Source organism: Amphibacillus sp. Q70, assembly GCF_052055485.1.
In the GTDB taxonomy this organism is placed as follows: Bacteria; Bacillota; Bacilli; order Bacillales; family Amphibacillaceae; genus Amphibacillus.
This window is the reverse complement of sequence record NZ_CP197171.1, coordinates 2859678-2872323: the sequence shown is the minus strand read 5'-3', so window position 1 is coordinate 2872323 and position 12646 is coordinate 2859678. Positions and strand designations below refer to the sequence as shown.

General features: G+C 33.4%; 13 protein-coding genes. 3 read left to right on the top strand and 10 right to left on the bottom strand.

All coding sequences use genetic code 11. From position 1 onward, the window contains the following. Positions 1–70: 70 nt before the first annotated feature. The gene (locus ACS127_RS12730) at positions 71–955 is read left to right on the top strand and encodes a putative RNA methyltransferase (RefSeq protein ID WP_440895418.1); all 885 of its coding nucleotides are present in this window, start codon (positions 71–73) and stop codon (positions 953–955) included. A gap of 393 nt (positions 956–1348) precedes the next feature. Here the strand turns inward: ACS127_RS12730 and ACS127_RS12725 are convergent, their stop codons facing one another. The 10 genes from ACS127_RS12725 to ACS127_RS12680 form a co-directional block, all read right to left on the bottom strand. After that, positions 1349–1648 carry a hypothetical protein gene (locus ACS127_RS12725; RefSeq protein WP_440895417.1) on the bottom strand — a complete coding sequence of 100 codons (300 nt, stop codon included), beginning with the start codon at positions 1646–1648 and terminating at the stop codon, positions 1349–1351. A gap of 583 nt (positions 1649–2231) precedes the next feature. Continuing rightward, positions 2232–2624, bottom strand: coding sequence for a hypothetical protein (locus tag ACS127_RS12720; RefSeq protein ID WP_440895416.1), 393 nt, complete (start codon positions 2622–2624; stop codon positions 2232–2234). A 206-nt stretch (positions 2625–2830) separates the two neighbouring features. After that, positions 2831–3037, bottom strand: coding sequence for a zinc ribbon domain-containing protein (locus ACS127_RS12715; RefSeq protein ID WP_440895415.1), 207 nt, complete (start codon positions 3035–3037; stop codon positions 2831–2833). A 222-nt stretch (positions 3038–3259) separates the two neighbouring features. Continuing rightward, positions 3260–4276, bottom strand: a complete 1017-nt coding sequence (adhP, locus tag ACS127_RS12710; protein ID WP_440895414.1) for an alcohol dehydrogenase AdhP — start codon at positions 4274–4276, stop codon at positions 3260–3262. Between the two features lie 172 nt (positions 4277–4448). After that, complete coding sequence (locus tag ACS127_RS12705; protein ID WP_440895413.1) at positions 4449–5003, bottom strand: NADPH-dependent FMN reductase; 555 nt, start codon at positions 5001–5003, stop codon at positions 4449–4451. Between the two features lie 85 nt (positions 5004–5088). Then, positions 5089–5781 (bottom strand): SDR family oxidoreductase, encoded by a 693-nt coding sequence (locus tag ACS127_RS12700; RefSeq protein WP_440895412.1) that lies wholly within the window; start codon positions 5779–5781, stop codon positions 5089–5091. Positions 5782–5786: 5 nt separating this feature from the next. Beyond that, complete coding sequence (locus ACS127_RS12695; RefSeq protein WP_440895411.1) at positions 5787–6245, bottom strand: VOC family protein; 459 nt, start codon at positions 6243–6245, stop codon at positions 5787–5789. Positions 6246–6422: 177 nt separating this feature from the next. Beyond that, positions 6423–8309 (bottom strand): ribosomal protection-like ABC-F family protein, encoded by a 1887-nt coding sequence (gene abc-f, locus ACS127_RS12690; RefSeq protein ID WP_440895410.1) that lies wholly within the window; start codon positions 8307–8309, stop codon positions 6423–6425. Between the two features lie 559 nt (positions 8310–8868). After that, entirely contained in the window at positions 8869–8994 is a 126-nt protein-coding gene (locus ACS127_RS12685) for an RAxF-45 family protein (protein ID WP_440895409.1), read from the bottom strand. A gap of 171 nt (positions 8995–9165) precedes the next feature. Beyond that, positions 9166–9372: a hypothetical protein gene (locus ACS127_RS12680; protein ID WP_440895408.1), complete on the bottom strand. Its 207-nt coding sequence runs from the start codon at positions 9370–9372 to the stop codon at positions 9166–9168. Between the two features lie 373 nt (positions 9373–9745). On the opposite strand from ACS127_RS12680, the gene ACS127_RS12675 reads away from it, so the two are divergent. After that, positions 9746–10549 (top strand): hypothetical protein, encoded by an 804-nt coding sequence (locus tag ACS127_RS12675; protein ID WP_440895407.1) that lies wholly within the window; start codon positions 9746–9748, stop codon positions 10547–10549. A 112-nt stretch (positions 10550–10661) separates the two neighbouring features. Further along, positions 10662–12644, top strand: coding sequence for a sensor histidine kinase (locus ACS127_RS12670; protein ID WP_440895406.1), 1983 nt, complete (start codon positions 10662–10664; stop codon positions 12642–12644). Positions 12645–12646 lie beyond the last annotated feature (2 nt).

Sequence of the window (12646 nt, the reverse complement as noted above, 5' to 3'; positions counted from 1 at the left end):
AGCGCATAGAAGTCTAATTGTTTTATTGAGTTGTATAATAATCCAATTAATATTTGAAAGGTGTGAAAAAGTGCTAAGTAAACGCAATCAAGGGATTCACAAACTACAGAAGATTGAACCTGATCTTCTTTGTCCAAATTGTGAAGCCCCCCTTATTTGGAAGGACAATCAAATATCTTGTGCAAATCAACATACTTTTGATGTAGCAAAACAAGGTTATTTAAATTTAGCTCCTCAACATCATGAAATTCATTATACGAAGGAACTTTTTCAAGCGCGTCAAACCATTATGGGAGATTTAAGACTTTATGAAGGCTTATACTCCGTACTATTAAATCTTATAACACCAGAGGTAGCCGACATGGATAATGTACGTGTGTTAGATTTAGGGTGTGGTGAAGGAAGTCATCTCCAATTACTTCATGAACACTGGACAAAGCGTTATTTAAAAAGGAATCTAGAGTTTATTGGGCTTGACTTAGCAAAAGATGGGATAACCACTGCGGCCAAATACTACCAAAGTCCGCTATGGTTAGTGGCGGATTTAAGTCACATCCCTTTTTCAGATAACAGTATGGATGGTGTTTTAAGTATCCTTTCACCCTCTAACTATAAAGAAATTAAGCGTGTTTTAAAAAAGGAAACAGGTTGGTTTATTAAAGTTATTCCAGGTACAGATTATCTAAAAGAATTACGAGAAAGAGTCCTGCCAGAGAGTCAAATAGGACATGACCCTACGAGTTCTTTAACTCGCTTTCACGATAATTTCTGTTGTTCATATAAACAAGAGACTCTTTATCAGCGCCTACCGATCGAACAAGATGACTTACAATTACTTATTAACATGACCCCTTTAATGTGGCATGTTGATGAAGAAACAATCACTCAAATTCTTAATGAAATAAATCAAATTACTATAGACCTTATTGTCTTATTCGCTATGAATAAAAATTAGCAGCATTTCGTTTTTTAATTTTATCTCTAGATACTTTAGACGGCAAGTCTGATTTTAGGCGAACATCATTACCTTACTTTCACCACGGGTGTAAGTGCAACTATGGCTCTAACTGCGCCTCTAGGCTTGTCAGTCGACAAGTCTTCTTTATCGTGTCATAAGCCGAGGAAAGCCCGAGCTAGTTGCCGGGGATTGAGACTGGACGTGACCTATCCGCCAACAAATAGTTATCCAAGAAAAAACTGCAAAGCATCCCTTACCTAGAATAAGGTTACTTACACAGCTTATTTTACGCTCATAACCATGAGTTCTCTCTAACACCAAGGAGGGCGTTTTCAAATAGTTATATAAATACAAGCTTCGAAATTTCTAAGTGACAAAAGGGTTTTTATACTATAACTCAGCAATATGTTCTCTTCCATTATTCCACAGCTCTTCAGGTGTATATTTATCTTTCTCATTTAAAATAACAGTACCATCGCTCTTAATTGTTATCTCAGTTCCAATCCACATATTGTGCGGTGCTAAGATTAAATTAATTCTTTTTCCCTTTCCTTTTTTCAAAGAATAAGAATTAACCAAATCTTCATTATAATGAGATTTAAGATATTTAACGACTCCATTATCGAATTCAATCCTTAAAATATTCGCATTATTTTCCACCTTTACTGCTTTCGGAACTTGATTGCTCATAGTATGGTCCTCCTTTACTGCCCTCAATCAACTAATGATTGGTTTAAAAAAGCCGCTGATCAAAAATATCTTCAGAAAGTCCCGCCTTTTCATTTCAATAACGAGCCCCCACTAATTATATATATAATAAAAGCAGGAATTTGTGCAAAGTTATATCTTCATTGAACACCTGCTTTTCATGTCACATTTATCATTTCAATCATGTGTCATTACCATCAGCTACTCAATACATATGCAGCCTACCCACCTACAATTATAAATCAATTTACTTTACATGCTCATTATTAAGCCATTGTGTTTTTTAAGATTTAAATACCTAAATATTTTTTAATTCTATTATCAACTGAATAGTCTAGTGTTATTAGTTTTAAAGGGGCATGGCACGGAATACATATCACCTAATGGAGATAACCAACTTCCTTTTCTCTCCATGCATCAAATAGTATTATATCAACAGTTTCCTATATAATAGACTCCTTCTTTTAAAACAGAAAGAGATGGGAATCCAGCAAAACAACGTTTTTTCATATTTATCTAGAAAATAAATAGCACCTGATCTCAATACGATTTAAACTAATAATTTTTAACTATTATCTCCTAAGACAGTTAAATGGAACCCATCTATTAAAAACAAACTAATAAGAAAGGCTATCCAGCAAATAATCACAAAAACTTTCCATATGCTTGGACTTAAAATGTATATGAATCCTAAAAGTGGACCTAGTATCAATACCGCCTTACTCATATTTCTATACCACTTTGTTGGTGTGATTTCTATAATGTCTCCGTCTCTAACTTCAAATTCATTACTTTTCATTCCCATTAGGGATACTTTTAATTTTGCATCATTATTCGGGATATCAATCTTCACCAGTTGATTTTCTGAAACTTTAGCAACTTTTTCTCCATTTAATTTTATTACAGCTCTTGATCCTGATCCAGCCCATCCAATTTTACGCTTAATAGTTACTGACATATTCTCACTCCTTGACACTTATATCTTATGAATTCTGTCTAGAATTAAATATACACTCCTTTGAGATTCTTTTAGTGAATTTACTAATTGTTCATAGCTGTTATCTGTTTTACTCTCAGTAATTTTATTACTATTTCAAACCATCATTAGACATAAAAGATTTGTTATTCTTACCGGTATTCCAGGGCCGATATCAACGGCTTCATCTAACCACCGAAAAATAAATCAATAATGTTTGATCCTGTTGTCGATTGTTTATTATAGAACTCCGAATAACCACAATCTTCACAATAGACAACTAAGAAATGATTGTGTTGAACATCAAACATTTTTGATAGTCCTGTCCCTGTTGCCGCTATTTCCTTTTGTGCTGCTCGACGACTTCCACATTTAATACAACCTTGGTTTTCCAATTTCTCAACCCCTAATTAATAGTTATTTATATACTATAATTATACACTATCTCCCCATAAAAAAATTCATATTTGTTTGATTTTAGTAATTGTACACGTTGTTCTTATCTTTACACCACCAAAAGCATAAAATTATTGCTGTGTTGAATGCCCTAATCTATAAATTTAAAAAACTGAAACAAGAGATTTACTCCCTTGCCTCAGCTTTCTTGTTGTATCATATTATAGTGACATATCTAAAACCATCCGTCCGTTAATTGTACCCTTTTCCATTTCTTCAAATATATCATTTATTTCTTCAAGTTTTCGAGTTTGAACAACTGGAACAACTTTACCTTCCGCACCAAACATAAACGATTCTTCAAGATCTTTTCTTGTTCCTACTAATGACCCAATTACTTGAATACCGTCTAGTACAGTTTTAACAATTTCTAAATCCATTGTTTCTGGCGGGAGTCCTACAGCAACCACCTTAGCTGTTGGTCGGACTGAGTTAACCGCTTGATTAAAGGCGATTTTTGAAACAGCTGTTACAATGGTTGCGTGTGTTCCACCTATTTCATTTTGAATCCATTCGGCGGGATCTTGATCTTTTGAGTTAAAGATTAAATCAGCACCTGAATCTTTGGCTAATGCCAATTTATCGTCGTTGATATCAACAGCAACAACCTTAGCATTAAATACATTTTTAGCATATTGAATCGCTAGATTTCCAAGTCCTCCGACACCGAATACAGAGATCCATTGACCCGGCTTGATATCCGCTTCTTTTATAGCTTTATAGGTTGTTACACCGGCACATGTGATACTAGTTGCTTGTTTTGCATCTAACCCTTCTGGCACTTTTACAGCATAGTCCGCAGTGACAATACATTGTTCCGCCATTGCCCCATCAGCTGAAAAACCAGCATTTTTTGCTTGACGACAATAGGTCTCTTGTCCCGTTAAACAATAATCACAGTGCCCACAGCCTTCAAAGAACCACGCAATACTCACACGGTCTCCAACTTTTACACTGGTAACATCATCAGCAATTTCCCTAACAATTCCAACCCCTTCATGCCCAGGAATCCGCCCTGGCACAGCGCCAAAATCTCCTTTAGCTACATGTAAATCCGTATGGCATACACCACAATATTCAACATCGACTAAGGCCTCACCCTGGCGTAAAGCTCTTAATTCAACCTCTCTCACGTCAACTAATTTGTCTTTTGAATCTGTTACAACGACCGCTCTCATCCTGTAATCCCTCCAAAAAATAAATTGTTCAATACTTCACAAACTATTATAGACTATTTTATTATCTTACACAATCATATATGTCATTTAATTTGTGTGAATACTAGATTAAATAAAAATACACTCAGTAGATTAACTTAATCTTACTGAGTGCTTTGGACTTATAAATCATTTAACGGACGTTTTTTAATGCACCACTCCATTTTATAACTTGATCTAACATTTCATTGGCGTTATCTGCATGGTAGTCTGCTGGCTTAAAGTTCGAGAAGTTTTCAAAATCGCTCATCAATGAAAATGTCACTGCCGCTCTTACATCAGCAACTTGTAATTCACCAAGAATTAAGCGTAAGTTTTCGTGAGCACGCGTTCCACCTAAACTTCCATAACCAACAAATCCCGCTGCTTTATTATTTAATTCAGGGTTTAAATAATCTAAAGCATTTTTTAGCGCACCGCCAATGGCATGATTATACTCTGGCGTGACGAAAATATAGCCATCAAATGAAGCCATTTTTTCTTTCCAAGCCGTAACTGTTGCTTCAACTTTTGCTTGTTCATCTTCGGCAACCGCAGCACCTAACATGGGTAGTTGATAATCAGCTAAATCAACAATTTCATAAGCTGCATCTGCTCTGTTTTTGCCAAATTCATAGATCCAATTTGTAACCGCCTCACCATTTCTTCCTTCTCTTACACTACCTAAAACAATACCTATTTTTAACATACATAATCCTCCTCATAAAATTATCTCAGTTTCAATATAATTTTATTATATCTCGAATTCGAGGTATTGTCTAGCCAATTGTTTGTTAAATATCCATCTCTTTTCCTTGATAATCAAAAAACTGAAATCCCGTCGTCGATTCTGGAGGATGATTGATCAACTTATAGATATCGCTAGCTGCATCCGCTGGATTTATCGGTGCTTGGTCACCACCCATATCTGTATGCATCCAGCCAGGATGAATTGATAGGACTTTGATCTGATCCTCTTCTAATTCACGTACTAACTTTTCCGTTAACATATTAAGTGCAACTTTTGAAAAGCCATAAGGATAGTCTCCTGGATAGGCATGGGTTAAGCTAGCTGAATCTGAACTCAAATTAAGGATAGTTTTTTGACTGCCCTTTCTAAGTAAGGGTAAGAAATGTTTAATGATTCGAGCAGGTCCTAATGTATTAATATTAAATGAAGTCAGACAATCGTCAAGATTAAGTGTTTCAATCGATTGCTCCCTTCCCTTTAGGATGCCGGCATTATTTATAATAGCGTCAATCCTTGCTTCGCTTTGTTCCAATCTTTCCTTCTCTTCCATGATCGCTTGTTCGTCCGTCAGATCAAATTGCAAAATATGCAGTTTTGTTGGATATTGTTCTTGCCACTCCTGGAGTCTCTCACTTGAAATTCGTTCCGTTGCAAAAATAGTATCTCCTTGCTTTAAACCCTGTTCAACTAAGGCTAAACCTAATCCTCGATTGGCACCCGTAATTAAAATATTCATGCGTTTCACTCCTCGTCATTTTCTAACAATTCAACCAAAACCTTTAACTGTTCAGAGCTATCTAGATAAGCATAGCGTCCACCTTGATATTCACCTTTTTGAATTAATTTCATGCCTTGTCGCTCCATCAAGGCGATTTTTTCCTTCATTCCTTTAACTACAAAAGCAATATGGTGCGGTCCCTCACCATTTTTCTCTAAATCTTCTCGCCATGTACTTGGATGTTGATCAGGTTCAATCAATTCCAATTGCAAAGAACCCAGATCAAAAAAGGCTAATTTGGCTCGCGCTTCTGTAGGCTTATCCTGATATTCTGATTTTGCTTTTTCCACCGGATCGGTCCAATTGATCGTTGGCTTTTCCATATCAAAGAAGTCAGCATATGCTTGAGCTGTCTTTTCAATATCATGAACTAAAATACCGATTTGGGTGATTACCTTTGTTCCTAAATTATTGTCTATCATTAAAACCTCCTTTTTTAAAAGCGTTTATCATTATATTCGACAAAAAACTTATTTTTCCTTTTGAAAGCCAAAATGTTGGTTGCTGATTTGTCGTTTTTGTTTAGGTTATTGCTAGTCGATGATGCTCAAATCAGATCAATATGCTAGAGATAAGAATTCACTCTCTATAATATTAACCTACCTTTCACTGTTTCCTAACTGATCACAAAGTTTTTCCCACTTTTGTTCTAAATCCTCTTTTTCTTTAAATAATTGCTGTAATAATTCCAAGTCCTCAATCTCTAATAATTTATGATCTACCTCTATGATTCTTTCCTCCACTGACATTAGATTCCTGTTCAAGTTTTCATGGTCTTCCCACTTTTTCGTTATCTTCGGCTTCTGTTGTGGAGAGATTTTCTTCTTTTCTGCTCCACTTTCTTGAATAGTACGATCTCTAAATTCAGCCATTTTTTCCTTAGCCCAATTATAATCACCTTCAAAGCAATGAATTCTCTTTGCTTCAAGCCAATAAATTTTGCTAAAAAGCTTGTTAAGAAAATACCGGTCATGCGATACGGCTAAAATAGTTCCTGTAAAATCTTCAAGTGCTTCTTCCAATACTTCTCTTGATTCAATATCTAAATGATTCGTCGGTTCATCTAAAATCAGCAAATTAATATCCTGATACATTAATTCAGCCAATTTTAAACGCATCTTTTCTCCTCCACTAAGCCGAGAGACTTTTTGAAAAACAGTGTGACCATAAAACATAAATCTTGCTAAAATACGTCTCGCTTCACCTTCTGTTACACTCAATTCATTTCGAAATATCTCGATAACCGTTTCATTTTCAACATTAGAGAAAATATTTTGTGACAGGTAGCCTACTTTGACATTACTACCTATTCGTATCTCTCCCTCATCTGGATCAAGTTGCTGTAGAATCATTTTAAGTAAGGTTGATTTCCCGGTTCCGTTTTCGCCTATGATAGCAGCTCGATCTTGATAGGTTATATGCATACTTACCTGATCGAATAACAACTTATCATTGAAACATTTTGAAACATCTGTCAGCATAATAACATCATTTCCACTTCGGTCCGAAGCATCCATCTCTAGGTTCATTTTCTTTCGATTTAATACTGGTCGATGTAACTTTTCCATTCTCTCCAATGCCCTTTCCATATTTCTCGCCCGTCTATGAAGATTCGCATTTGGTGGGTTAGCTCTGTTTGCCCAATCTCTTAACCGTTTAATCGCTTCCTTCATCTTTTTTATTTTCTTTTGCTGTTCCTCATAGGCTTGAAATTCCTTTAACAATCTTTCCTCCTTTTCTTTCACATATGCGGTAAAATTAGTATGATAAGTTGTTACATCCCCGTCTTCCAAATCGATCATCTTGTTTACTACCTGATCAAGAAAATATCGATCATGGGAAATAACAAGGACGGTTCCACTATACTCTTGCAGAAAATGGCCAAGCCATTCTACTGCCATTAAATCTAAATGGTTCGTTGGTTCGTCCAGTAATAATAAGTCTGGCTGTTTAAGCAGCATCAAACCTAGACCTACTTTAGTTTTTTCTCCTCCACTTAGTTGGAAGAATCGTTGATCGAGTAAGGAATGAATATTTAAACCATGAACAACTTTGTCAATATTAGCTTCTATTTCATATCCACCATCAATTGTGAACTGGTCTTGTAAATTCCCATATTCACTAAGGAGCTTTTTCAGTTTCTCGGTGTCTGTCTCCTGCCCCATGGCAGTCTCTATCTTTTTCAGTTTCTCTTCCATCTTCAGTAAAGGGGAGAAAGCTGATCTTAATATCGTCTTTGTGCTTGTACTATTCTGATAATCCGGAATTTGTGACAGATAACCAATTGTCATCCCTTTTTTCCAATGTATTTGTCCTGAGTCAGGCGCTTCTTCACCAGCTAGCAAACGAATCAAAGTCGTTTTTCCACTCCCATTTCGCCCAACTAAACCAATCCGTTCTTTTGCTTTTATTTCAAATGTTATCTTTTCAAAAATAGAATTTCCACCATACATCTTCGTTACCTTATCTACACTACATACGATCATTCTTATTCCACCTTCTCTATAAATATTAGAAAAACTCACTTTCACTCGTCCTTTACTTGCAGACGGATGTACTAATTCTAACGTTCCCACACGACATGGAGACCTTAGTAAAAGATCCTTTAGACGATTAGTTTTACTTATACTTGAAATTTTTTAATTTTTACTTTATCGAATGAACTTCTCCGGGACTAAAAATTCTTATTCTTTTGATGAGAATACTTCGTGACTTCCCTTGGTGTGGTTACTTGACCTACCAAAAGCATCCGGTTAATTTTTCCATTCAAGTTACAAAAAAAGCCATGAGAAGATACATCTTCCCATGACTGTCAGAGTTACCAATAGAAAAGCAATAACATTTAATCGAGATTAAAATCACCATTCTATTTTCATTTAGAAAAACTGGGGTTTCCATCAAATCTTGATCACGAAAACCTTAGTTTTACTTATACTATCATCGAACAAACTGATAGTTACTGATAGTATAAAAAAGGAGAGCATAAAAACGCCCTCCTTTCAACCGTCCATTTATTATATGGGTTAAGAGATGTTTTTCACTGTTTTAGATTGCTATTAAGTTGCTAAAAAAGGGCACACGTATCCCGTTAACAACTGTATCAGCAAATTTTGCACGGTATAAATAAAGGAATTCAACCCAATATCCGTACACTAAAACAGCTTGATTCATCATCTTAACCCACCCCCATTCATTAAAATTATTTTTATTTTATCATTGATAAGGGGAAAATTCAATTGTATCTTATAAAACAGAACTTAACAGTTCTGTATCAGCTGTGGCACAATAAAAATATTTAACGTTATAACTCCAACGAGCATTACAGTGATCAATTTCAATAATTTATTCATTTTTTTCTCTCCTTTTTTTTCTCTCTTTTTTTTCAAATATCCAGAGACGAATTATTGTCCCTGTACACAATAATAATGAAGATATAATAGAAACTTTATCAGCTAATAAAATAGCCTTTCCTAATACTATCGTGGCTGCAAGAAAAAGCACTAAAGAAACTACTCCATTAAGTATTAATTTTGTTTTACGCTTAGCCATAGTATCTTCACCTCACCTACTAAAGACAACATTTCCATCATAACAACTTTGTCATACTATTAAAATTCCGTTTCTGAACACTAGTCGTTTTCTATCCAAAATAAATTCTTATTCTAGAATGATTGAATTACCAATCCTGTCTTTTATTTGTACAAATTCCTATGATTTATTTTATTTCACCTAATATTTTAAAAAGAAATTATAAAAAAATCTATAAGTATTTAGTGCATCGAGTGAAAGTTTCTGTTTATTTCAAAAATTGCACAAAATACCTAAAAAGAAAATCTAACTTTACAAACTTTAAAAAAAGTATGTCACAACAAAAATATGAACAATTAAAAAAGAGTTTTGCTGACGATGATCCGGTGACAGCATGGTCCAAAAACTAAATTCATCTATCATTGATAAAAATGAATTCCAAAAACTAGTTCATAAAAACGCAAGCACTCTTTTTGAGAATAAAAATGAGTGCTTATTGCTTTTAGATAAATATATAAGTAGAAAATTTAAAAGGAAATTTTCCTGGGGTATTTTCTTCCTTTATTTACGTTCAATGTCCAAAGCTGATTTGGATATTACCGATTGGAACTTGGCAACACAGGTTGAATTATTTATTATAAGTACTGATATATTAGATGATATAATGGACAAAGATAGTGATCTATTGGCATACACTCATTCAGAAATGCAAACTTGCAAAGAAATTATCTATGTCACATTAAATAATTTAGGATACAAATTACGAAAAAATGAGCTTAATGTTTTAGAAATTAATTTGATGCTTAGCCTTTCCTATCAATTTTTAGATTTATTTAATACAATAGATATATATGGCTTAGAAACTGATTATTTTTCTATTGGCACAAACAAATCAGTATATTTAGGAAATGCGATTGTTCAACTAGCTTGGGAGGAAGGTAAATTAGAAATTACCGAGTTCTCTAAATTTTTTGCTCTCTCAAATCAAATAAATAACGATATAGAAAATATAGTCTCAAAAAAAGCATCTGATCTGGTACAACATAAAGCTACCCTACCCATTATTAAAGCTTTTCATGCTGCCGATACTGATGAACTGAATATTTTGAATGATTTTTTTTCTGATAATAATAACTGCAGTTTGGAAAAGGTTCGCCAAATCATTATTAACTCTGGTGCAATAGAGTACAGTAGATAGATAAGAAATATACTTCATTCAAATTTGTACAAAAGTTTATATGATAAGTTTCCTGATTCAACAGATCAGATTCAAATTTTGAAAAACTACTTAACTGCTTAAGGGGTTCATGATGGAATTAAAATTAATGATAAATGTTATCTTCTATACATTGTATCTGATGATAGTTAGACTTGGTATTCACTCACAAGAAGAAATGATTGGTCCTATTTTAGCATCGTTTCTCTATTTTTTAAGTTTTTATTGTCACAAAAATTTAGAACGGCATCGCACAGTAGAGTTATTTATTTATCTGCTAATTATAACGGGTTGGATTCTCACACTTTTTACTATTGGTGGTCAATATAGTCTACTTATAGGCAATCTATTATTTGTTATATTCCCTACCATGATACTATTATTTTTTTTCAGTTTATTTACTCAGGATTATTTTAAACGATTTAAGAAATTATTATTTTCCCAATTCATTTTAGGTCTACTCACCTTTTTTAGTTATATCCTTTTAGAAACAGCTAATGTCCATGCGGTAATGGTTATAATTTCTTTAGTATTTTGTTTGTCTTCCATATATTATATTTATTTTAAAGAACTTCACGAGGATAGATATCGCAATACTGTCTTGATTGTATCATTTGTACTTTCGATTTCAATTTTACCCTATCTCCTTTTTAATCTATTGCCAATCTATGTATTTCAGATTGACATGCCCTATTCTTTCTATCAATTAATCTATCTCTTTATAATCATTTTTCCTCCAGTGATTATTTATCAATTTGAACAAAAGATAGGGTTACCTAAAGATACTTTCCATAGAATTCGTTTAGTATTTAATATTATTTATTTTTGTTTATGCTTCTTAATCCTTTTCATTTCGGATATTGCTTTCAACGACTTCATCATGATTCTATATATGATGGTCTCTTTATATTTCATTTATAAATATATCCAAAATTATGTTGTCAGTAGAAGGGAAAAACACATTTCTCAACATATAAATCCCTTGAAAGATACGAAAAGAGAAGTGGAATTAGAAATTTTATCAAATAAACGTTTTGAAAATGTGGCCAATTTATTGGTAGAAGTATTAGACCAAGAATTTCAATGTGATGGAGTTGCCATTTCATGGAGTTATCATACGCTGCCACACTTTATTCATAAAAAAGGAAAGCTAACTAATCTGTCTCTGAAAATAGTAGAGAATAAATTAGCTAATTCAAATGATAGAAGAATTGATTTATTTGGAGACAACACTTTATTTCAGATTCCCTTCATCGGAAACAATCAAAAAATAGGAATGTTTTATTTTCTGTTAAATGATGAGGAAGAAGCTAGCATTAAACATGAGCATTTGAAAAATTCTGTAGCATCAATCGGAAATATTCTTTACACAACTCAGCTTTTATTTGAAAAACAAGAGAGCTTTCGAAAAAATAGATTGTCTAATTTAGAAAGAGAAGTTTTTCTGAAGCAACTAAATTTAGAATTGGACGCAAAAATAAAATTAGCGAATTACTTACACGATGATATTTTACAAACAATTCTTGCCTTAAAAAATATGATAACAATATTAGACGGCCCTCAAGCCATGAAAGATATGATTAATCAAAATTTTGAGGATATGATTACTTCATTAAGAAGTGAAATGATTGACATTTTTCCATCTTTTCTTTATCAAACCTCTATTGAAGATGCCATTGGAAAATTGATTGAAAAACTCAGCCATTCATTTTACACATTGAAAATTGACTTTGATGTAAAAATTGATATAGGGAATCCATTGAGTGTCAAACAAAAATATTTTTTCTACAAAACAATTCGTGAATTAGTAACCAATGTTTTCAAACATTCTAAATGCGACAAATGTGAAATTTCTTTAAAGAGTAACGCTGATCATTTCATTTTAAACATTTTTGATAATGGTATTGGTTTGGATATTGATGATATGGAAACTCAAGAAGACTTTTACTATCGCCACGTAGGCATTTTACGACTCAAACAAGAAGTTGATTATAGAAATGGTACTTTTAATATTTATAGTAAAAAGGATAGATACACGAAAATAGAACTTTTTCTACCAATAATTTTTGAGGAGTAACC

Coding starts and splice junctions, on each gene's coding strand:
- ACS127_RS12725 (WP_440895417.1), bottom strand. CDS start 1,648: ATGAGCAATCAAGTTCCGAAAGCAGTAAAGGTGGAAAATAATGCGAAT.
- ACS127_RS12720 (WP_440895416.1), bottom strand. CDS start 2,624: ATGTCAGTAACTATTAAGCGTAAAATTGGATGGGCTGGATCAGGATCA.
- adhP (WP_440895414.1), bottom strand. CDS start 4,276: ATGAGAGCGGTCGTTGTAACAGATTCAAAAGACAAATTAGTTGACGTG.
- ACS127_RS12705 (WP_440895413.1), bottom strand. CDS start 5,003: ATGTTAAAAATAGGTATTGTTTTAGGTAGTGTAAGAGAAGGAAGAAAT.
- ACS127_RS12700 (WP_440895412.1), bottom strand. CDS start 5,781: ATGAATATTTTAATTACGGGTGCCAATCGAGGATTAGGTTTAGCCTTA.
- ACS127_RS12695 (WP_440895411.1), bottom strand. CDS start 6,245: ATGATAGACAATAATTTAGGAACAAAGGTAATCACCCAAATCGGTATT.
- abc-f (WP_440895410.1), bottom strand. CDS start 8,309: ATGATCGTATGTAGTGTAGATAAGGTAACGAAGATGTATGGTGGAAAT.
- ACS127_RS12685 (WP_440895409.1), bottom strand. CDS start 8,994: ATGAATCAAGCTGTTTTAGTGTACGGATATTGGGTTGAATTCCTTTAT.
- ACS127_RS12680 (WP_440895408.1), bottom strand. CDS start 9,372: ATGGCTAAGCGTAAAACAAAATTAATACTTAATGGAGTAGTTTCTTTA.
- ACS127_RS12675 (WP_440895407.1), top strand. CDS start 9,746: ATGGTCCAAAAACTAAATTCATCTATCATTGATAAAAATGAATTCCAA.
- ACS127_RS12670 (WP_440895406.1), top strand. CDS start 10,662: ATGGAATTAAAATTAATGATAAATGTTATCTTCTATACATTGTATCTG.